This is a genomic window from Phenylobacterium sp. (assembly GCF_965229015.1).
In the GTDB taxonomy this organism is placed as follows: domain Bacteria; phylum Pseudomonadota; class Alphaproteobacteria; order Caulobacterales; family Caulobacteraceae; genus Phenylobacterium.
Genome location: NZ_CBDDIM010000001.1, coordinates 625,738 through 646,203 on the forward strand (window position 1 = coordinate 625,738; position 20,466 = coordinate 646,203).

General features: G+C 69.3%; 20 protein-coding genes and 1 tRNA gene. 8 read left to right on the forward strand and 13 right to left on the reverse strand.

What is annotated here, in order from left to right:
* Positions 1 to 206 precede the first annotated feature (206 nt).
* Both ACO06I_RS03050 and ACO06I_RS03055 read right to left on the reverse strand, forming a co-directional pair.
* Positions 207 to 737 (reverse strand): c-type cytochrome, encoded by a 531-nt coding sequence (locus tag ACO06I_RS03050; RefSeq protein WP_421931156.1) that lies wholly within the window; start codon positions 735 to 737, stop codon positions 207 to 209.
* Positions 738 to 799: 62 nt separating this feature from the next.
* Entirely contained in the window at positions 800 to 1,267 is a 468-nt protein-coding gene (locus ACO06I_RS03055; RefSeq protein WP_421931157.1) for a YaiI/YqxD family protein, read from the reverse strand.
* A 117-nt stretch (positions 1,268 to 1,384) separates the two neighbouring features.
* On the opposite strand from ACO06I_RS03055, the gene ACO06I_RS03060 reads away from it, so the two are divergent.
* Both ACO06I_RS03060 and ACO06I_RS03065 read left to right on the forward strand, forming a co-directional pair.
* The gene (locus ACO06I_RS03060) at positions 1,385 to 3,079 is read left to right on the forward strand and encodes an FAD-dependent oxidoreductase (RefSeq protein WP_421931158.1); all 1,695 of its coding nucleotides are present in this window, start codon (positions 1,385 to 1,387) and stop codon (positions 3,077 to 3,079) included.
* The gene (locus ACO06I_RS03065; RefSeq protein WP_421931159.1) at positions 3,072 to 3,380 is read left to right on the forward strand and encodes a UBP-type zinc finger domain-containing protein; all 309 of its coding nucleotides are present in this window, start codon (positions 3,072 to 3,074) and stop codon (positions 3,378 to 3,380) included. Before ACO06I_RS03060 ends, ACO06I_RS03065 begins: the two co-directional genes overlap by 8 nt.
* Here the strand turns inward: ACO06I_RS03065 and mgtA are convergent.
* A complete protein-coding gene (mgtA, locus tag ACO06I_RS03070; RefSeq protein ID WP_421931160.1) occupies positions 3,371 to 5,935 on the reverse strand; it encodes a magnesium-translocating P-type ATPase in 2,565 nt (854 codons plus the stop codon). The two genes, ACO06I_RS03065 and mgtA, sit on opposite strands and share 10 nt — an antisense overlap.
* A gap of 167 nt (positions 5,936 to 6,102) precedes the next feature.
* On the opposite strand from mgtA, the gene ACO06I_RS03075 reads away from it, so the two are divergent.
* The gene (locus ACO06I_RS03075; protein ID WP_421931161.1) at positions 6,103 to 6,291 is read left to right on the forward strand and encodes a hypothetical protein; all 189 of its coding nucleotides are present in this window, start codon (positions 6,103 to 6,105) and stop codon (positions 6,289 to 6,291) included.
* Positions 6,292 to 6,294: 3 nt separating this feature from the next.
* Here the strand turns inward: ACO06I_RS03075 and ACO06I_RS03080 are convergent, their stop codons facing one another.
* Positions 6,295 to 6,633, reverse strand: a complete 339-nt coding sequence (locus ACO06I_RS03080; RefSeq protein ID WP_421931162.1) for a PilZ domain-containing protein — start codon at positions 6,631 to 6,633, stop codon at positions 6,295 to 6,297.
* A gap of 105 nt (positions 6,634 to 6,738) precedes the next feature.
* Positions 6,739 to 6,814 (reverse strand) — tRNA-Thr (locus ACO06I_RS03085).
* A gap of 156 nt (positions 6,815 to 6,970) precedes the next feature.
* Here ACO06I_RS03085 and ACO06I_RS03090 point away from each other — a divergent pair.
* On the forward strand, positions 6,971 to 7,483 hold the full coding sequence (locus ACO06I_RS03090) for an SRPBCC family protein (protein ID WP_421931163.1): 513 nt from the start codon (positions 6,971 to 6,973) through the stop codon (positions 7,481 to 7,483).
* A gap of 16 nt (positions 7,484 to 7,499) precedes the next feature.
* On the opposite strand, the gene ACO06I_RS03095 is transcribed toward ACO06I_RS03090, so the two are convergent.
* Positions 7,500 to 8,399 (reverse strand): class I SAM-dependent methyltransferase, encoded by a 900-nt coding sequence (locus ACO06I_RS03095; protein ID WP_421931164.1) that lies wholly within the window; start codon positions 8,397 to 8,399, stop codon positions 7,500 to 7,502.
* A 426-nt stretch (positions 8,400 to 8,825) separates the two neighbouring features.
* Here ACO06I_RS03095 and ACO06I_RS03100 point away from each other — a divergent pair, with 426 nt between their 5' ends.
* Positions 8,826 to 10,235, forward strand: a complete 1,410-nt coding sequence (locus ACO06I_RS03100) for an amidase (RefSeq protein WP_421931165.1) — start codon at positions 8,826 to 8,828, stop codon at positions 10,233 to 10,235.
* Here ACO06I_RS03100 and ACO06I_RS03105 read toward each other — a convergent pair.
* From ACO06I_RS03105 to ACO06I_RS03120, 4 genes are read right to left on the reverse strand one after another with little or no spacing between them, the layout of a single operon-like run.
* Positions 10,232 to 11,023 (reverse strand): ABC transporter permease, encoded by a 792-nt coding sequence (locus ACO06I_RS03105; protein ID WP_421931166.1) that lies wholly within the window; start codon positions 11,021 to 11,023, stop codon positions 10,232 to 10,234. The two genes, ACO06I_RS03100 and ACO06I_RS03105, sit on opposite strands and share 4 nt — an antisense overlap.
* Positions 11,020 to 11,916, reverse strand: a complete 897-nt coding sequence (locus tag ACO06I_RS03110) for an ABC transporter permease (protein ID WP_421931167.1) — start codon at positions 11,914 to 11,916, stop codon at positions 11,020 to 11,022. Before ACO06I_RS03110 ends, ACO06I_RS03105 begins: the two co-directional genes overlap by 4 nt.
* Positions 11,913 to 13,076, reverse strand: coding sequence for an ABC transporter ATP-binding protein (locus tag ACO06I_RS03115; RefSeq protein WP_421931168.1), 1,164 nt, complete (start codon positions 13,074 to 13,076; stop codon positions 11,913 to 11,915). Before ACO06I_RS03115 ends, ACO06I_RS03110 begins: the two co-directional genes overlap by 4 nt.
* Positions 13,073 to 14,176 (reverse strand): polyamine ABC transporter substrate-binding protein, encoded by a 1,104-nt coding sequence (locus ACO06I_RS03120; protein WP_421931169.1) that lies wholly within the window; start codon positions 14,174 to 14,176, stop codon positions 13,073 to 13,075. Before ACO06I_RS03120 ends, ACO06I_RS03115 begins: the two co-directional genes overlap by 4 nt.
* Before the next feature lie 92 nt (positions 14,177 to 14,268).
* On the opposite strand from ACO06I_RS03120, the gene ACO06I_RS03125 reads away from it, so the two are divergent.
* Both ACO06I_RS03125 and ACO06I_RS03130 read left to right on the forward strand, forming a co-directional pair.
* The gene (locus ACO06I_RS03125) at positions 14,269 to 14,622 is read left to right on the forward strand and encodes a DMT family protein (RefSeq protein WP_421931170.1); all 354 of its coding nucleotides are present in this window, start codon (positions 14,269 to 14,271) and stop codon (positions 14,620 to 14,622) included.
* Positions 14,623 to 15,768, forward strand: a complete 1,146-nt coding sequence (locus ACO06I_RS03130; protein WP_421931171.1) for a pyridoxal phosphate-dependent aminotransferase — start codon at positions 14,623 to 14,625, stop codon at positions 15,766 to 15,768.
* Here ACO06I_RS03130 and ACO06I_RS03135 read toward each other — a convergent pair.
* From ACO06I_RS03135 to ACO06I_RS03145, 3 genes are read right to left on the reverse strand one after another with little or no spacing between them, the layout of a single operon-like run.
* Positions 15,765 to 16,187, reverse strand: coding sequence for a DUF1761 domain-containing protein (locus ACO06I_RS03135; RefSeq protein ID WP_421931172.1), 423 nt, complete (start codon positions 16,185 to 16,187; stop codon positions 15,765 to 15,767). The two genes, ACO06I_RS03130 and ACO06I_RS03135, sit on opposite strands and share 4 nt — an antisense overlap.
* Positions 16,188 to 16,238: 51 nt before the next feature.
* Entirely contained in the window at positions 16,239 to 17,069 is an 831-nt protein-coding gene (locus ACO06I_RS03140) for a FadR/GntR family transcriptional regulator (RefSeq protein WP_421931173.1), read from the reverse strand.
* Positions 17,066 to 18,493 (reverse strand): nitrilase-related carbon-nitrogen hydrolase, encoded by a 1,428-nt coding sequence (locus ACO06I_RS03145; protein WP_421931174.1) that lies wholly within the window; start codon positions 18,491 to 18,493, stop codon positions 17,066 to 17,068. Before ACO06I_RS03145 ends, ACO06I_RS03140 begins: the two co-directional genes overlap by 4 nt.
* A gap of 157 nt (positions 18,494 to 18,650) precedes the next feature.
* Here ACO06I_RS03145 and metG point away from each other — a divergent pair, with 157 nt between their 5' ends.
* Positions 18,651 to 20,465 carry a methionine--tRNA ligase gene (gene metG / locus ACO06I_RS03150; RefSeq protein ID WP_421931175.1) on the forward strand — a complete coding sequence of 605 codons (1,815 nt, stop codon included), beginning with the start codon at positions 18,651 to 18,653 and terminating at the stop codon, positions 20,463 to 20,465.
* The last annotated feature ends 1 nt before the right edge of the window (position 20,466 follow it).

The window sequence follows — 20,466 nt, forward strand, 5'->3', positions numbered from 1 at the left end:
GTGGAATTGTCGCGGCTGAGATGCTCGACCAGACCCGACCCCATTATGGTGACGGCGCCCGACATGCGCGTCAAGGTTGCCTGCACGTCACCACACGTTTTCCGAGCGAGCCTGTGATGTGCGGTTGAAACCGGCCGCTCTGCGGTGGCGGCGCGCCGGGGGCGATGACCTGGAATTGAGTCGATCCGAGGTCACGACGATCGGCCCTAGTGCGCTTCGTTGGCCTCGTGCGGCTTGTAACCGGTCTCGACCTTCAGATAGGCGATCAGGTCGACCCGGTCCTTGGCGTCCTTGACCCCGATGAAGGTCATCTTGGTGCCCGGCAGGAAGGTCTTGGGGCTGGTGAGCCACTGGTCGAGGTGCTCGGCGTCCCAGGTGAAGGTCGCAGCCTTCACGGCGTCGGAATAGTTGAAGTCCGCGGCCGAGCCGGGCTTGCGGCCGAACATCCCGTAGAGGTTCGGGCCGGTCATGTTGGCGCCGCCGGGCACGATGGTGTGGCAGGACTTGCAGACGGCGAACACCTTCTTGCCGTTGGCCAGGTCGCCGGTGTTGTAGGGGGCCGGCAGGCTCTCCAGCAGCTCGTGCTTCTCCTCGTCGGTGGGCTCGGCCACGGCGGCGGCCGGGGCGGCGGCCTCGGCGTGCTCCTCGCCCTTCTCGCCCTTCTCGGCGGTCTTGCCGCAGGCCGACAGGCCGGCGAGGCAAACGGTGGCGACGAGCGTCAGGGCGAGGCGGCGCATGGGAAATCTCTCCAGTCAGGACGGGCGGCAAGCTACTCCAAGCCGCACCGTTGGCAAGCGCCTCAACCCCGCTTGCGCCGCTCCTTCTGGATGATCTCGTCCAGGGCCTGAAGGAACCGCGACCGGTCGTTGCGGTCGAAGGGCTTGGGGCCGCCCAGAATGTCGCCGGTGGAGCGCAGCTGCTCCATCAGGGCGCGGTTGGCGATGGCCTGGCCGATGGAGTTGGCGGTGAAGGGCTTGCCGTTGGGAGTCACCGCGTGGCCCTGGGCCTGCAGCACGCGCTCGGCCAGGGGGATGTCGTTGGTCACCACCACGTCGCCGGGGGTCACGTGCTCGGCGATCCAGTCGTCGGCCACGTCGGGGCCGGCGTCGACGATCACCCGCTCGATCATCGAGGACTTCGGGATCATCATGAAGGCGTTGGAGACCACCCAGGTCTTCAGGCCGTAGCGCTGGGCGACCTTGTAGATCTCGTCCTTCACCGGGCAGGCGTCGGCGTCGATGAAGATCTCGATGGGCTTGTGGGTCATGAGGCGTCCCTAGCGCCATCCACGGAAAAACGACAGGGGCGCCGCAAGATCGGGCGCCTGCCTCTTTGCGTCATCGCATGGCTTTTCATCCCCGCGGCGCGGGTGGAAGGATAGGCCATGGCCGCACCCCAGCCCCCTCTCGACGACGCCCGCCACGACCAGAGGTTTCCGACCCTGAGCGCCGCCGAAACCGCCCGCGCCCGGCGCTTCGGCGAGGCGCGGACCTATCCCGCCGGCGCCGCCATCGTCCGAGCCGGGGAGGCCGGCCACGGCCTGACCCTGATTCTGTCCGGCGCGGTGGACATCGTCGGGCGCGGGGAGGGTGGGGCGCCGGAGCTGATCGTCACCCATGGGCCCGGCGCCTTCATGGGCGAGCTGGCCCAGCTCAGCGGCCGCCCCAGCCTGGTGGACGCCACCGCCGTCAGCGACGTCGAGGCCGTGGTCCTGCCGCCCGAACGCCTGCGCGCCCTGCTGGTGGCCGAGGCGGAGATGGGCGAGACGATCATGCGCGCCCTGATCCTGCGCCGGGTCGGCCTCATCGAGCGCGGCGCCGCCGGCCCGGTGATCGTCGGCCACATCGGCGATCCGGACGTCCTGCGGCTGGTAGGCTTCCTGTCGCGCAACGGCCATCCGCACCAGACCCTGGACCCGCAGACCGATCCCGAGGCCCGCGCCCTGGTGGACCGCTTCAGCGTCGAGCCGGGCCAGTTGCCCATCGTGCTGTGTCCCGGCGGCCAACTGCTGCGCAATCCCACCGAGGGGCAGCTCGCCCGCTGCATCGGCATGGTGGGGCCCATCGATCCCGACCGGATCTATGACGTCGCCATCGTCGGCGCCGGGCCCTCGGGACTCGCCGCGGCGGTCTATGCGGGGTCCGAGGGGCTCTCGGTCCTGGTGCTGGACTGCCGCGCCTTCGGCGGCCAAGCCGGGGCCTCCTCGCGCATCGAGAACTATCTCGGCTTCCCGACGGGGATCAGCGGCATGGCCTTGATGGCGCGAGCCTACAATCAGGCCCAGAAGTTCGGGGTGGAGATGGCCATCCCCGACGAGGCGGTGCGCCTGCCCCCCTCGGAGACCGGCGCGCCCTTCACCCTCGAACTTGGCGGCGACCAGCGGGCCCGGGCCCGGGCCGTGGTCGTGGCGACCGGGGCCCGCTACCGACGCCTCGACATCGCCGGCCATTCGGATTTCGAGGGCGCCAGCGTCCACTACTGGGCCTCGCCCCTGGAGGGCCGGCTCTGCGCGGGCCAGGAGGTGGTGCTGGTGGGCGGCGGCAACTCGGCCGGCCAGGCGGTGGTCTATCTGTCCACCCAGGTAAAGAAGGTCTGGATGCTGGCGCGTCGGCCGCTGGAGGCCACCATGTCCCGCTACCTGATCGACCGCATCCGCGCCCAGCCCAATGTGGAGGTTGTGACGCCCGCCGAGATCAGCGCCCTGGAGGGGGAGGGGGGCGTCCTGCGCGCCGTGCGTTGGCGCGATCCGCGCAGCGGGGCCGAGACCGCCCGCGAGATCGGCCACCTGTTCCTGTTCATCGGGGCCGATCCCAATACCGACTGGCTGGCCGGGTCGGAGGTGGTGGTGGACGCCAAGGGCTTCATCCCCACCGGCCTGGACCTCGACCTGCGTGCCGGCGTGCTGCCCCGGCCGATGCAGACCAGCCGCCCCGGGGTCTTCGCCATCGGCGATGTGCGCGCCGGCTCGGTCAAGCGGGTCGCCGCCGGGGTGGGAGAGGGCGCGCAGGTGGTGGCCGCCCTGCACGCCTACTTGGCCGACACCGGTCCCTTGCCCAATCGGGAGCCCAGCCATGCCTGACACCTGCGCCCACGGCGACGCCATCCGCCCCGTGACCCCCAGCGCCAAGGGTTGCGAGGACTGCCTGAAGATCGGCTCGAAGTGGGTCCATCTGCGCCTGTGCCGCACCTGCGGGCACGTCGGCTGCTGCGACCAGTCCCCGCACCGGCACGCCACCGCCCACTTCCAGGCCACCGCCCATCCGGTGATCGAGGGCTACGATCCGCCTGAGGGCTGGGGCTGGTGCTATGTGGACGAGGTGTTCCTGGACCTGACCGACGACATGACCCCGCAGGTCGGGCCGATCCCGCGCTATGTCTGAGGCCGGAAGAACCACAGCTTCACCGCCTCGGTGGCCGCGATATAGGCCAGGACGATGGCCACCAGGGTGGCCATCAGGGCGGCCGACAGGGGGGTGAGGCCAAACAGAGCCGAGAGCTTTCCCAGATAGGGCGTGGCCATGGCCAGGATCGCCACCCCCGCCGTGGTCGCGGCCAGCAGGGTCCCGGGACGGCTGCGCCAGGCCGGCAGCCGGGTGCGCAGCACCATGACCACCGCCAACTCGGTCAGCAGGGAGACCACGAACCAGGCGGTCTGGAAGGTGGCCTCATGGGCCCGGAACAGGCGCAGCAGCACGGCGAAGGTCAGCAGGTCGAACGCCGAGCTCACCAGGCCAAAGACGATCATGAAGCGCCGGATGTCGGCGACCCCGAGCCGCTGGGCCGAGCCCAGCTGACTGGCCTCCACGGCGTCGGTGGAGATGGCGATGGAGGGCAGGTCGGACAGGAAGTTGTTCAGCAGGATCTGGCTGGCCGCCATGGGCAGGAACGGCAGGAAGGGCGCGGCCAGGGCCATGCTCACCATGTTGCCGAAATTGGCGCTGGTGGTGATGCAGATGTATTTCAGGGTGTTGGCGAAGGTCCGCCGCCCCCCCACCACCCCGTCGCGCAGCACCCCGAGGTCGCGGCGGGTCAGGACCACGTCGGCGCTCTGACGGGCCACGTCGACGGCGCCTTCCACCGAGACCCCGACATCGGCGGTGAACAGGGACGGCGCATCGTTGATGCCGTCCCCCAGATAGCCGACGCAGTGCCCCATCCGCTGCAGGGCGCGCACGATTCGCTCCTTCTGTTGCGGATCGACCTCGGCGAAGACGGTGGTGCGCTGGGCGAGGTTCCACAGCGCCTCGTCCTTCAGGGCGGCGACCTGCGCGCCCGTCAGCAGGGTGTCGGTGTCCAGGCCCAGGCTGCGCGCCACGTGACCGACCACGTGGCGGTTGTCGCCGCTCAGCACCTTCACCGAGACCCCGAGCGCCGCCAGGGCGGCGATGGCGGCCGCCGCCTCGGGCTTGGGCGGGTCCATGAAGACCAGGAAGCCCTGGAAACACATCTCGCTCTCATCGGCCAGCACGTAGTCGGGGCGGACCTCCATGCTCCGTGTGGCCAGGGCCAGGACCCGGAACCCCTCCTCGCCGCGCGCCTGGAAATAGGCCTCCAGGCGGGTCCTCGCCGCCGCCGTCAGGGGCGTCTCGCGATCGCCGTCCCGCCAGGTGACGCAGAGGTCCAGCACGTTGCTGAAGGCGCCCTTGGTGATCAGCAGGCGCGCCTGCGGCGCGGCCGGCGCCTGGACGACGATGGTCAGGCGCTTGCGGGTGAAGTCGTAGGGGATCTCGTCGACCTTCAGCCAGCCCGCGGTGTCGAGGCCCGCGGCGGCCCCTGCCGCCATCAGGGCCTCGTCCAGGGGATTGGCGATGCCGGTCTCGAAGGCCGCGTTCAGGAAGGCCAGGCGCGCCACCTCCGGCGAGGCCTGGCCCTGGGGGTCGGTGGCGGCTTCCAGAACGATCTGGCCCTCGGTGAGGGTGCCGGTCTTGTCGGTGCAGAACACCGTCATCCCGCCCAGGTTCTCGATGGCGTCCAGTTGGCGGACCAGCACACCCCGCTTGGCCAGGTCCCGGGCACCCGCCGCCAGGGTGACGCTGATGATCGCCGGCAGCAGCTCCGGCGACAGCCCGACCCCCAGGGCGACGGCGAACAGCAGGGACTCGATGAAGGGGCGTCCCAGGAGCTGGTTCACCACCAGGACGAAGATCACCACCGCCACCATCACCCGGATCAGCAGGCCGCCGAACTGGCGCACCCCGCGGGCGAAGTCTGTCTCCACGGGCTTGGTCTTCAGGCGCTCGGCGATGGCGCCGTACTGGGTGGCCTGGCCGGTGCGGATCACCAGGACCTCGGCCATGCCGCTGCGCACCGAGGCGCCCAGGAAGACCATGTTGGTCCGCTCGGCCAGGGGGGCGTCGGCCGCGGCCAGGCCCGGGCGCTTCTCCACGGGGAAGGACTCCCCGGTCAGGGCGGCCTCGCTCACCAGCAGGTCTTGGGCCTCCAGGACGATCGCGTCGGCGGGCACGATGGCGCCGGCCGACAGCAGCACGATGTCGCCGGGCACGATCTCGCTGAAGGGGACGGCGAGCGCCTGGCCGCCCCGCCGCACCTTGGCCATCAGGGACAGCCGCTGGCGGAGCTGGGCCACGGCGTTGGAGGCCCGGTACTCCTGGGTGAAGCCGAGGGCGGAGCTCCCCAGGACGATGCTCAGGATGATGGCCGCTTCCAGCCACTCCTGCATCACTCCCGCGATCAGGGCGGCGAAGACCAGGATCAGCACCAGGGGGTTCTGGACCTGACGCAGGGCCAGACCGAGGACGCCCTGGTGGCCTTCGTCGCGCACGATGTTGGGACCGGTCCGCCGCAGGCGCTCGGCCGCCGCGCTCGGGCTCAGCCCGTCGCGGCTGGCGCCCAGGGCCGCCAGGACGGCCTCCGCCGGGCGGCTCCATTCGGCGTCCGGGTGAGCGCTCGGGGGCGGGACGGAGCGGCGGGCCATGCGGCAGCATCGGCCGTGCGGGACCGGCCGCCTTGATCTGGATTAAACCGACGCCGTCGGTCGCGCGGCAAATCGCCCTAAGGTTGAAGCAAGGCGCGTGACAGGCGAACAAAAGAAGCGCATGATTAAATACTTAGTATCCCCCATGTCTTGGACTGGAGGTTCTCATGGCGCCGGAAGTCTTGCGAGCTCTGAACGTCGCCCATTTCGAACGACTGCTGTTGTCGGAGCGTGAGCCCGATCAACGTCGGGTCATCGAACAGCTTCTCGCCGAGGAACGGGCCAAGCCGCTCAGCGCCTATCCTTGCGAGAACTCCAAACGCCCCGGGGCTGGCAATGCGACGGGGCTGACCTAGGCCCTAGGTCTTCAGCGACTGCCAGGCGGCCTTGATCTGGGCGAAGGCGGGGTCGGTCTCGGTTTCCAGGCTGTGCTTCTGGTTGATCTTGCAGCCCACCATGTCGTGGTTGCGCCACTTGGCCCGCACGATGAACACCTGACCGTCAGGAACATGCAGGACGGTGAGCGCCTTGGGCAGGGGCACCAGGGCCGGAATCTCCAGCTTCAGCCCGCTGGCGCTGACGTCGCGCATGGTGGCGTCCCACCAGGATCCGAGGTTGGGACCATAGAAGACCCGCACCCGATCGCTGACGGGGGCGCGAGGTTCTACACGACGATCAATCCAGGCGGCTTCAGACATGGGCCAAGCTCATAGGCCAAGGATGCTAAATTTTTCTAAGCTTCGCCTTTCGCCGGCGGAATGCGGCGAGGCGGCGCAGTTCCGCGCCGGATAGGTGGTTCGAAGTGGTGCCGGATACAGGACTCGAACCCGTGACCTTCGGTTTACAAAACCGCTGCTCTACCAGCTGAGCTAATCCGGCGTCTGTGGTGGCCCCGGGGCTGGGGCCGGGTCGCCATTCCTTAGCTGCTTCGCGGCGAGGGGGGCAACCGCTTCCGCCTGGGACGGGAACGCGCTTTGACGTGGGTCAACGAGCCTCGCCGCGCGGCCCCCTAGGGTCGGGATCAGGAGGTGACCCATGTCAGACGCTCAACTTGGCCCCGCGACCTTCTTCCGCGAGGGCCCGATGGTGGTGGCGACCCTGAGCCGCGAGATCGCGGCCGACCCGCAAGCCGTCTGGACCGCCCTAACCGCGCCTGAACTGCTCCCGCAGTGGCTGGCGCCCGGAACGATCGAGTTGCGGCCCGGCGGCGCGGTGCGGCTCGACTTCGGCGACAGCGGCGTGGTGGTCGACTCGACGGTCAGCGCCGTGGAGCCCGGCCGCCTGCTGGAATACTCCTGGAGCGGCCCCGGCGAGCCTCAGCGGCCCGTCCGCTGGGAGATCGCCCCGCGCGGGGCGGCCGTCGACCTGACCCTGACCCTGAAGCTGCCCCCCGACGAGGACGCCGGGCGCTCGGCCGCCGGCTGGGCGGCGCACCTGGAGATGCTGGCCTGCGCCCTGGCCGGGGTTCCCATCAAGTTCCCCTTCGAGGCCTTCAAGGCCACCCGCGACGCCTACCGCGATCTGGTGGGCGTGGAGGTCGCCTACTAGCCGCGGCCGGCGCCGATCAGGTTCGACGCAGGATGAAGGTGTCCTGCGGCAGGCTGTTGGTGTCGAACAGCACCAGCTCCAGGGGCAGGAGGTTGTCCTCGATGATCTTCCGGAGCGGTTCGGGGCCGAAATAGGCCTCGCCATAGAGCGGGCCCAGACCCGTGTCGTGCCAGATGAACTCCCCGGCCTCGTACCGCCGCAGGGCGTCGGCGGTGTCGCCGATCTTGCTCAGCACGAAGGTGTAAAACCAGTGGACCTCCTCGCCGGCCTCGGCGCGCGCCTTCTGGTTGGCGAGTTCCGCCAGGAATCGGCCGCCCCAGGTGGTGAAGGCCGCGAACCCCCCCGGTCTCAGGACCTCGGCGGTCTCGCGCAGCCACAGGGCCGCCGAGTGCGGCGACAGGTGGGAGAAGACCGAATAGCCGATCACGAGGTCGAAGCTGTCGCGCGGGATCCGCCGATTGGGCAGATATTCCCCCGTCAGGATGCAGGCGTAGGGATTCAGGCCGCGGGCGATCTTGGAGAAGAGGGTCGACGGTTCGAACCCGTAGATGTTCGCCAGATCATAGTGACGCATGTAGGGGCGCATCATCCGCCCCCAGCCGCACCCGAAGTCGAGCAGGCGGGCGTCGGGATCGAGGCGGAGGGATCCCTGCAGATTGCCCTTCACGAACAGGTAGAACATGAAGGCCTCGTGGATCGCGTCCACCCCTGAACTCCCGTGCACGCGGGACTGCAGGTCGGGGTCCGGGAAGCCCGGGAACACGACGCCCTCGATGGTTTGATCGGTGACCGAGGCCCGGAGCGTCGCCAGCCACTGGCCGTCCGTCAGGTGGCCGAAGGTGTCGCGGAAGATGTTGGCCGAGCGGAGCCGTTCCTCGTCATAGTTGATGGGCGGGACATAGACTTCGGCGACCATGCGCGACTCCATAGCTTGGGCGGTTATGTCGGCCTGAGCGGCGGGCGGCAAGCGCGTGGGACGCTGAAGACGCGCAAGGAAAAGGCGCTCCCGGCCAAGCCGGAAGCGCCATCACCTGTCCCCCGACAGGTCGACCGTCGCTCACTGAGCGCCAGTCTCCAAAAACCTGACCGGGTTATGCCCAAGACTCGCGCCGACCGCAAACCGGCCTGGTGTCGCAGGGGGAAAGAGAAAGCCCCGGCGCTCCTGTGAAGGAGCCCGGGGCCAGGGCGACGGCTCAAGTCGGGGGGGCGATTTGCCGTCGCCCCCTATCAATTCGCGGGCCGGGAGAGTGTTCCCAAGAAAAATGCGCTTCATGCGAATTTCCGGGTCGCGCCGGCCAAGCGCCCTGTGATCCTCTGGCGGAAGTATCCAGGGGAGAGCGCCATGAAGTTCGAGGATTATCGCAGCCACGACGCCGTGGGCCTGGCGAGCCTGGTGGCCAAGTGCGAGGTCTCCGCCGCCGAATTGCTGGAGACCGCGGTCGCCCGCATGGGCCAGGTCAATCCGGCCCTCAACGCCGTGACCCTGGACCTGGCCGACTGGGGCCGGAAGGAAGCCGCCAAGCCGCCCAGCGGGCCCCTGGCCGGCGTGCCCTTCCTGCTCAAGGACCTGGGGGCGACCCTGGCCGGGACGGTGACCTCCTCGGGCTCGGCCCTGCTGAAGGACAATGTGGCCGCCGCCGACAGCGCGCTCACCACCGCCTACCGCCAGGCGGGCCTGGTGATCTTCGGCAAGACCAACACCCCCGAATACGGCCTGATGCCCATCACGGAGAGCACCTTCCTGGGCCCCTGCCGCAACCCCTGGGACGTCTCGCGCACGCCCGGCGGCTCCTCGGGCGGGGCGGCCTCGGCGGTGGCGGCCGGCATCGTGCCGGCGGCCCACGCCAGCGACGGCGGCGGCTCCATCCGCACACCCGCCTCGGCCTGCGGCCTGTTCGGCTTGAAGCCCTCTCGCGGCCGGGTCTCCTTCTCGCCCCTGGGGGAGGGCTGGGGCGGGGCCTCGATCCAGCACGCCGTCACCCGCTCGGTCCGCGACTCGGCCGTCCTGCTGGACATCGCCTGTCGGCCGCAGCCCGGTGACCCCTACTATCTGGACGCGCCGGCCACCCCCTACGCCCAGGAGGTGGGCCGCGCGCCCGGCAAGCTGCGGATCGGCTTCACCACCGCCGCTCTGGCCTCCGACGCCCTGGACCCTGAATGCGTCCAGGCGGTGCTGGACGCCGCCCGGCTCTGCGAGAGCCTGGGCCACACGGTGGAGGAGGTGACCGTGCCGGGAAACCTGGCGGCCATGCAGCAGGGCGCCGGCGACGTGATCGCCGCCGGCGTCGCGGCCACCTTCGAGGCGGAGGCCGAGCGGCGCGGCCGCCCGGTCAGCGAGGACGAGGTGGAGATGCTCACCTGGGGCATGTACCGGCGCGGGACCGGGGTCAGCGGGGCCACCTATGTCCGCGGCCTGGCGGCCATCCACGCCTACGGCCGGGCGGTGGCGGGCCTGTTTTCCACCTACGATGTCCTGCTGCTCTCGACCCTGGGCAGCCCGGCGATCCCCATCGGCCACCTGACGGAGGACCTGCGGGCCTTCACCGAGCGGCTCTTCAAGTTCATGCCCAACACCCAGGCCTTCAACAACACCGGCCAGCCGGCCATGACCGTGCCCCTGGCCTGGTCGGCGGGGGGCCTGCCCATCGGCCTGCAGTTCGTGGGCCGCATGGCCGATGAGGCGACCCTGTTCCGCCTCGCCGGGCAACTGGAGACGGCCAAGCCCTGGTTCGACCGCGTCGCCCCGATCTAGGCTTCGCGGCGGCCCCGCCGCTGCTGGAACAGGTAGGCGCCGATCACTCCGGTGGCCACCAGCCCCACCAGCAGGGTGGAGACCGCGTTGATCTCCGGGCTGACCCCAAGGCGCACCTGGCTGTAGATCCGCATCGGCAGGGTCGTGGCGCCGGGGCCCGAGGTGAAGCTGGCGATCACCAAGTCGTCCAGGGAGAGGGTGAAGGCCAGCATCCAGGCCGCCGCCACCGCCGGAGCGATATTGGGCAGGGTGACGGCGAAGAAGGCCCGCAGCGGCGTGCAGCCCAGGTCGCGGGCGGCTTCCTCCAGGGCCTTGTCGAAGCTGATCAGCCGGGCCTGGACCACCACCGTCACGTAGCAGAGGGTCACGGTGGCGTGGCTCACCGTCACCGTCCAGAAGCCGCGCGGCAGGCCGAAGGCCACGAACAGCAGCAGCAGGGACAGGCCCAGGATCACCTCGGGCATCACCAGGGGCGCATAGATCATGCCCGAGAACAGCAGCCGGCCCCTGAACCGCCCCGAGCGCACCAGGGCCACGGCCGCCAGGGTTCCCAGCACCGTGGCGAGGCTGGCCGAGATCAGCCCGACCCGCAGGGTCACCCCGATGGCGGCCAGCAGCTGGTCGTCCCGCAGCAGGGCGCCGTACCACTTGGTGGAGAACCCGCCCCACACCGTCACCAGCCGGCTGGCGTTGAAGGAATAGACCACCAGCAGGACGATGGGCAGGTAGAGGAAGGCCAGACCCACCGTCACCGCCACCCGGTTGAACGCCGAGGCGCCGCGTTTCATCGCCCGGCCTCGATCATCTTCGTCTGCTGGCGCTGATAGAGGACGATGGGGATCACCAGGGTGGCCAGCATGGCGATGGCCACGGCCGAGGCGGCCGGCCAGTCGCGGTTGGCGAAGAACTCCGTCCAGATGGTCTTGCCCAGCATCAGGGTGCCCGAACCCCCCAGCAGGTCGGGGATCACGAACTCGCCCACCATGGGGATGAGGCAGAGCAGGGCGCCGGCGGCGACGCCCGGCAGGGAGAGGGGGAAGGTCACCCGCCAGAAGGCCTGGGTCCGCGTGCAGCCCAGGTCGGCGGCGGCCTCCAGCAGGCTCTGGTCCTGCTTCTCCAGCACCGCGTAGAGCGGCAGCACCATGAAGGGCAGGTAGGCGTAGACCAGGCCGATATAGACCGCGGTGTCGGTGTTGAGCAGGTTGAGCTCGGGCAGGCCGAACTGGGAGAGAAACGTGTTGAGCAGGCCCTCGGGCTTCAGCACCGCGATCCAGGCGTAAACCCGGATCAGGAAGCTGGTCCAGAACGGCAGGATCACCGCCATCAGCAGAGCTTGGCGCGTCGAGGCTTCGAACCGCGACATGCCGTAGGCGATGGGATAGCCGATCAGCAGCAGGATCCCCGTGGCCACGGCGGCGAACTTCAGGCTGGAGAGGTAGGAGGCGATGTACAGGCTGTCGTTGGTCAGCCGGGCGTAGGTCTCGAAGTCCAGGGCGGCGAAGAAGGCCCGCACCCCGGCCCAGCCGGCGCTCCAGTCCAGTCTCGGCGCATAGGGCGGCATGGCGAGCGCGGTGTCCGACAGGGACAGCTTGGCCACCAGCAGGAACGGAAACAGGAAGAAGACCCCCAGCCACAGGAAGGGGGCCAGGGCCGCCAGACCGGTCCTGGGGCGACCCTTCATCGGGTCAGCACCACGGCGGCGTCCGGGGCGAAGGTCAGCCAGCAGGGATCGTCGCAGGCGATGGGCCGGGCCACCAGGCGCGAGGCGTTGGCGCGGGCGGCGCGCACCGTGCGGCCGCTCTCCAGCTCCACCACATAGGTGGTCCAGTCGCCGAGATAGCCGTAGTCGGCGACCTTGCCGGCCATGCGGTTGGGACCCTCCCTGGGCGGGTCGAGGTGCAGCTGGATCTTCTCGGGCCGCACCCCCAGCCAGGCGGTGGAGCCCACGGCCAGCGGGACGTCCTCCAGGGCCTCGAAGCCCGCCGGGCAATCGGGGGTGGCGAGCGTCACGCGCTTGCCATCGGTGGCGGTCACCGCGCCCTCGAACAGGTTCACGTCGCCGATGAAGTCGGCCACGTAGCGGGAGTTGGGGGTCTCGTAGACCTCGGCCGGGCGGCCGATCTGCACGATCTGGCCCTCGCGCATCACCGCGATCCGGTCGGCGGTGACCATGGCCTCTTCCTGGTCGTGGGTGACGATCAGGAAGGTCATGCCCAGCCGCTGCTGCAGGGCGATCAGCTCGAACTGGGTCTCCTCGCGCAGCTTCTTGTCCAGGGCCGCGAGGGGTTCGTCCAGCAGCAGCATCTTGGGGTTGGGGGCGATGGCGCGGGCCAGCGCCACCCGCTGCCGCTGGCCGCCGGAGAGCTGGTGGGGCTTGCGCCGCGCCAGGCCCTCCAGGCGCACCAGGGCCAGCATCTCGGTCACCCGGTCGGCGACCTCGCCCTTCGGCGTTCCCTGCTGCTTGAGGCCGAAGGCGATGTTCTGCTCCACCGAGAGGTGGGGGAAGAGGGCGTAGGACTGGAACATCATGTTCACCGGCCGCTGGTGCGGCGGCCGGCCGGCCAGGTCCTCGCCGGCCAGGGTGATACGTCCGGCGTCCGGGGTCTCGAACCCGGCCAGCAGGCGCATCAGGGTGGTCTTGCCGCAGCCCGACGGTCCCAGAAGGGCGAAGAACTCGCTCTCATAGATCGACAGCGAGACGTCGTTCACCGCCGTCTCGGCCCCGAAACGCTTGGTGACCCCCTCGAACCGCACCAGGGGCTCCAGGGTCGGATCGGTCCAGGGGGCGAAGCTGGAACGGACGGCGCCGATGTTCAGGCGCGGCCGGCGCGTGGTGGTCATCGTCCGGTCTGCACCCGCGTCCACTGACGGTTCACCTCGCGCAGCAGGCTCTGGTCCTTGGAGGAGGTGACGAACAGGGTCAGCAGCTGGTCGGGGGTCGGATAGACGTTGGGGTTGTCCCGCACGTCGGGGGCCACCAGGGCGGTGGCCGCCTTGTTGGCGTTGGCGTACTCGGTGAAGGTCGAGGCCCGGGCGATCACCTCCGGGCGCAGCATGTAGTCGAGGAACTTGTAGGCCGCGGCCGGGTTCGGGGCGTCCTTGGGGATGGTGAAGACGTCGAACCAGACCTGGCTGCCTTCCTTGGGCACCACATAGTCCAGGTGCACCTTGTCGCCGGCTTCCTCGGCGCGGCTCTTGGCCTGCAGCATGTCGCCGGAATAGCCGATGGCGACGCAGATGTCGCCGTTGGCCAGCGCCTCGATGGACTCCGAGGAGTGGAACTTGCGGACATAGGGCCGGGCCTTGAGGAACATCTCGGTGGCCGCCTGATAGTCCTCCAGCGCCTTGGAGTTGGGGTCCTTGCCCAGATAGTTCAGGGCCACGGCGTACATGTCCTCCGAGGCGTCCAGCCAATAGACTCCGCAGTCCTTCAGCTTGGCCAGGTTCTCGGGCTTGAAGACGATGTCCCAGCTGTCGATGGCCACGCCGGGCAGACGCTTGGCGATGGCGTCCTTGTTGTAGCCGATGCCGATGGTGCCCCACATGTAGGGGATGCTGTACTTCGCCCCCGGATCGAAGGGCTCCATATAGGCCATGATGTCAGGCCACAGGTTGGCCAGGCCGGTCAGCTTGGACTTGTCCAGGGGCTGGATGGCGCCGGCGGCGATGTAGCGGGGGACGTTGTGGTTGGAGGGGACGACCAGGTCGTAGCCGGTGTTGCCCTGCAACACCTTGGTCTCCAGAACTTCATTGGAATCAAAGGTATCGTAGACGACCTTGACGCCGGTCTCCTTGGTGAAGTCCTTCAGGATCGCCGGGTCGATATAGTCCGACCAGTTGTAGATGTGCAGCGTTCCAGGGCCGCCCTGGCCGCAGGAGGCCAGGACCAGCGCCATCATCCCGACCACGGCCATGCCCAGCCGCTTGCCCCAATCCGCCATCGCGTTCTCCCCCATGCGTCCCGCAAGGTTATAGGGCTGCGAACCGCCGCGTTAAGTGCGAAATCATCGATACCCGCGCCCGGAGCCCCTGCATGCCCATGACCACGGCGGCCATCGCCCCGATCCTCCTGCTGATCGCCTCCAACGTCTTCATGACCTTCGCCTGGTATGGGCACCTGAAGGTCGAGCACCGGCCGATCTGGCTGCTGATCGTGGCCAGCTGGGGGATCGCCTTCTTCGAATACTGCCTGGCGGTCCCGGCCAACCGGATCGGGCGCGGCGTCTATGATCCCATGGAGCTGAAGGCGATGCAGGAGGTGATCACCCTGGTGATCTTCGCCATCTTCTCGGTGACCTATCTGGGGGAGCGGTTCACCTGGAATCACGGCATCGGGTTCCTGCTGATCGCCGCCGGGGCCTTCTTCGTCTTCAAGGGACCGCTCTAGATGCCCGCCCAGATCGATCCCTTCCACGCCATCGGCATCAGCACGCTCGCCCACCGCCTGAAGGCCGAGGGGGCCTCGATCATCCACATGGAGTTCGGCCAGCCCTCGACGGGCGCGCCGAAGGCGGCCATCGCCGTCGCCCACGAGATGCTGGACACCGACCGCGGCGGCTACTGGGAAAGCCCGGCCCTGCGCGCGCGCATCGCCCGGCACTATCAGGAGACCTATGGCGTCAGCGTCGCCCCCGAAGGGGTGATCCTGACCTGCGGGGCCTCGCCGGCCCTGGTCCTGGCGCTCGCCTCCACCTTCAATCCCGGGGACCGGGTGGCCCTGGCGCGGCCGGGCTATGTCGCCTACCGCAACACGCTCAAGGCCCTGCACCTGGAGCCGGTGGAGATCGCCTGCGGGGCGGAGAGCCGGTTCCAGCTCACCGCCGCCCACCTGGCGGCCCTGGACCCCGCGCCGGCCGGGGTGATCGTCGCCAGCCCCGCAAACCCCACCGGCACCATCATCGAGGCCGCCGAACTGGAGGCCATCGCCGGGGTCTGCCGGGACCGCGGTATCCGCATCGTTTCGGACGAGATCTATCACGGCCTCAGCTATGTGGGCCCGGCGCGGTCGATGCTGGAGTTCGAGCCCGACACCCTGGTGGTGAACAGCTTCTCCAAGTATTTCAGCATGGTGGGCTGGCGTCTTGGCTGGCTGCTGGCGCCGCAGCGGGACCTCGCCCGGGCGCGGGCCTATATCGGCAACCTGTTCCTCACCGCCCCGACGCTCAGCCAGCACGTGGCCCTGGCGGCCATGGACGAGCGCGACGAGCTCGAGGGGCACGTGGCGGTCTACCGCGCCAACCGCGACCTGCTGCTGGCGGCCTTGCCCAGGCTCGGCCTCACCCAGATCGCGCCGCCGGACGGGGCCTTCTACATATACGCCGACATCGGGCACCTGACCCAGGACAGCCTGTCCTTCTGCAAGGACCTGCTGCGGGAAACCGGCGTGGCGACCGCGCCGGGCCTGGACTTCGATCCCGTCGAGGGCGGCCACTTCATCCGCATGAGCTTCGCGGTCTCGACGCCGGAGATCCAGACCGCCATCGACCGCCTGATCCCGTGGTTCGCGGCGCGGAGCGCGGCGGCGAAGGCCTAGGCCGCCTTCGATCGGCTCGGCATGAGGCCCAGGACCGCCCCGGCCACCAGATAGGCCACCAACTGGTAGCCCATGTTGATGATCACCAGGTTCGGCAGCAGGCCCATATAGAGGTACTCGATCGACATGGTGGTGAAGTTGAAGAAGAACCACACCGCCGCCGCGGCCCCGATGCCGGCCAGGGAATTGATGCCCATGCGGGCGAACACCCAGGCCAGGCCCAGCACCAGGATCAGCGTGTTCACCACCCCCAGGCTCTGGGTGACCACGATATTGGACATGTCCGGCTCGCGGCCGATGGCGTCGCGGTAGGCGTCGGTCCAGGCTGCGCCCAGCATCGGGCCGTACCAGAGGTAGCCCAACACCTCGAGCAGCACCACGGCGATGATCACGGCGATCCAGTTGATGTTCTTGAACATTGTCGCTTCCCTTGCGCCCGCGCGGGGCTGACGCCCGCGTTCATACCGACGTTATGCTGACGCTTTGCGGAGGGGAAGAGGAGGCGCGGTGGCGAGGGGCGCGACGCCGGAAAGCCTCAGGTCGGCGAAGACGTCTTCATCCAGCACTAGGCGTTGCCAATAGCTGGCGCCCATCGCGGCGACATGCCCGGCCGCCTCGTCAATGTGGGCGCGCATGGCGGCCCGGACCGCCTCGGCGTCCCGCGCCCGCAGGGCGGTGAGGATGGCCCGGTGCGCCTGGCCATTGGCGTGGTTCAGGGCCGCCAAGCCCTCCAGGTCGCCGCCGACGATCACCACCCGGCGCAGCATCTCGTTGATGGCCAGGGCCTGGAACCGCATCAGGGCGTTGGGACAGGCGTGTGCCAGCATGTCATGGAAGTCCAGGTCCTCCGCCCCCTGGGCGACCCGTCCGGCCGGTGCGTCATGGTCGTGACCGCAGGCCTCAAGGCTGTCCTCCAGGCCGTGGAGCTGGGCGTCGCTCAGGGCCTGGCAGGCGATGGCGGCCAGTTCCGGCTCCAGCAGGCGCCGCATCTGGTAGATCTGCACCATGTCCACCGGCTGGAAGAAGAAGTGGTTCTGCAGCAGCTGGAACGCGCGATCGAACCCCACCTCGGTGATCGTCGCCCCGCCGCCCGGTCCCGCCCTCAGCCGCACCAGTCCCTGGATTTCCAGGGACTTCAGGGCCTCGCGAACCGTGCCTTTGCTCATGCCGAACAGGCGCTGAAGTTCGGCCTCGTTGGGCAGGCGGTCGCCGGGGCCGGCCTGGCCATCGACGATCCAGCGTTTGATCTGATCGACCATCAGGTCGGCGCGCTTCAAGCCGCGGGGCGTGCGGGCCGTCATGACCGCGCCTTCGGACTGGCCCGCCGCCCGAGCACCAGACGTCCGAGGACCACTAGGACCAGGCAGGTCCAGCCGAACAGGTCCCCGACCGCGGCGTAGACCGTCGGCCTGGCCGGCCCAATCGGGGCGTCGAAACGCAGGATGGCGCCCGGTCCCGACCGGCTGGCGGTCTGGGAAAGGATTCGACCCTGGGGATCGCTGACCGTCAGCACGCCATGCTCGGCGGCGCGGATGACCGTGAAGCCGCCCTCGACGCCGCGCAACACCGCCATGCGGGCATGGAACAGGCCGTCGACCCGGAAGTCCGAGGCGGGAACCACCAGGGCCTGCACCCCCATGCGGGCATACCGGCGGGGCAGGGCGGCGAAGTCGAGGTCCTTGCAGATCGCCACCCCGATCCGGCGTCCCTCCAGGTCGAAGGTGGAATAGCCATCGCCGGGGATGATCAGGCCGACCTCGCCCGGCGCCGGATGATGTTTCCTGTAGTCGACGACCCGGCGGCCGTCGGGGGCGAAGACCCAGGCGCGATTGAACGGCTTGCCGCCTTCCGGGGCGACGATGCCGGCCAGCAGATAGGCGTTTCGCGTCGCGGCTTCGCGCCCGAGGCTGGCGGCGAGCTGGGCGGCTCGGGCCTCCGTGGGTTGGTGGGCGGCCTCGGGCAGCACCAGCAGGCGGGCGCCAGCCAGCCTGTCGAGGGCGGTCCTATAGGCGGGCCAGGTGGGGGAGGCCTGCCCCGTGAAGAGCGCCTGGGGATCAATGTCGCGGTCGACCACCGCCAACCCCACCGCCAGCCGCCCTGTGGGCTCCGGCGTGCGGAGTTGCACCAGGCCAAACGCCAGGCCTGCCCCGCAAACCAGCAGCGGGGGCGCGAGGACGCCCAGGCTGACGCCGGGGCGGGCGAACCCGCGATGGAGCGTCACCGCCAGGGCCGAGGCGGGCAGGGAGATGAGGAAGGCGATGGCCGCCGTACCCCCCAGGGCCGCCACCTGGATCACCGGGAGGGCGGGCATCTGACTGTAGGCGATGCTCCCCATGCTGCCGTGGGGCGACAGCAGGCTGAAGGCCAGGTCCATCGCGGCCCAGACGGTGGGATAGGCGAAGGCCGCCAGGGGGCCGGGCATCTGCAGGACAAAACGCCGGGTGAGGCCGATCACCCCGACCCACAGCAGCCCGAACAAGACCACCAGCGCGCTCGCCACGACCGGACCGGTCACCAGGTCATAGTAGGCATAGGCGCCGGTGGCCTGGAGCGCGCCCGCCACGAAGGCCAGCAGAAGGGCTTCGCGCGGCCCCGCCTTGAACGCCGCGATCAACAGGAAGACGGGCGCGATCCAGGCCAGGGGCCAGACAGGCGCCAGACGATGCGCCGCCGCCAGCATGACCCCGGCCAGCACCGCGCATCCTGCGCGAACGAGATAACCCATCGCCACCCTCCCAGATAACTCTAATTATCATGATAATTAGAGTCGGGCTTGGCAACGCCATTCATTGACGGCCGCCGCTGGCCAAGGCGGCTTTGGATTCCCATGTGGGGCGCCCTATAAGCCGCGCTTCCCGCAACTCCTCATTTCGAGTCCGCCCATGTCCCGCATCCTCATCACCTCGGCCTTGCCCTACATCAACGGGATCAAGCACCTGGGGAACCTGGCGGGCTCCATGCTGCCGGCCGACGTCTACGCCCGGTTCCAGCGGGCGCGGGGCAAGGAGACGCTCTACATCTGCGCCACCGACGAGCACGGCACGCCGGCCGAGCTGGGCGCCGCGGCGCTGGGCCAGGACGTGCGGTCCTATTGCGACGACCAGCACCAGATCCAGCGCGACCTCTATGCCGGCTTCGGCATCAGCTTCGACCACTTCGGCCGCTCGTCCTCGCTCCAGAACCGCACCCTGACCCAGCGCTTCGCGCAGGGGCTGTGGGAGGCCGGCTTCATCGAGGGGCGGGTGACCCAGCAGGTCTATTCCAACGCCGACAAGCGCTTCCTGCCCGACCGCTACGTGGTCGGCACCTGTCCGCACTGCGGCTACAACGCCGCCCGGGGCGACCAGTGCGACAACTGCACCCGCCAGCTCGACCCCGTCGACCTGATCCATCCGCGCTCGTCGGTCTCGGGCTCGGACGACATCGAGATCCGCGACTCCCTGCACCTGTTCCTCAAGCAGACCGCCTTCGACGGAAAGCTGCGCGAGTGGATCACCAGCAAGAAGGGCAAGTGGCCGGTGCTGGTCACCTCCACGGCGCTGAAGTGGCTCGACGAGGGCCTGCAGGACCGCGGCATCACGCGGGACCTGGAATGGGGCGTGCCGGTCAACGCCGCCGACTGGGGCCCCAACCCGGCGGGCGAGCGCCCCGACGTGGCGGGCCTGGCGGGCAAGGTCTTCTATGTCTGGTTCGACGCCCCCATCGAATATATCGGCGCCACCTGGGAATGGTCGGCCGCCAAGCCCGGCGCCGATCCGGCCAGCGAGACCGAGTACGAGAGCTGGTGGCGAGGCCTCGCGGCCGCCGACGTCAGCTATGTGGAGTTCATGGGCAAGGATAACGTGCCCTTCCACACCGTGGGCTTCCCCTGCACCCTGTTCGGCTCCAACGAGAGGAAGACCGCCGATGGCTCCTGGCGGCCCTCGTCCAACGCGCCCTGGAAGCTGGTGGACACGCTGAAGGGCTTCAACTGGCTCAACTATTACGGTGGCCGCTTCTCCACCACGCACCAGCGGGGGGTGTTCATCGACGCCGCGCTCGAGATCCTGCCCGCCGACTACTGGCGCTGGTGGATCATGGCCAATGCGCCGGAGAGCAGCGACACCATGTTCACCTGGGAGCAGTTCCAGGCCCAGGTGAACGCCGACCTGGCCGACGTGCTGGGCAACTTCGTCAACCGCATCCTGAAGTTCACCGAGACCCGTTTCGAGGGCGTCGTCCCCGAGGGTGGCGACCCCGGCCCGCTGGAGGAGAAGCTCCACGCCGAGGTCACCGCCAAGCTGGCCGAGCTGAACGAGCAGATGGAGGCCATCGACTTCCGCAAGGCGACGCAGGCCCTGCGGCAGCTCTGGGTGCTGGGGAACCAGTACCTCACCGAGGCCGCCCCCTGGACCGCCATCAAGACCGATCCGCTGCGGGCAGCGGTGGCCGTGCGCACCGGCCTGAACCTGGTGGCCCTGTTCGCCAAGGTCTCCGAGCCCTTCATCCCCTTCGCCGCCGAGAAGATCGCCGGCGGGGTGGGGGAGGCCTTCCCGGGCCAGTGGCCGACGGGGGAGGGCGCCGCCCTGCTCGACGTCCTGCCGGCCGGCCGCAAGGTCGCCGCGCCCGACGTTCTGTTCAAGAAGATCGAGAACGATCAGGTCGCCGCCTGGCTCGAACGCTTCGGCGGCCCGGAGCCGGTCGAGGCGGAGGCTTAGG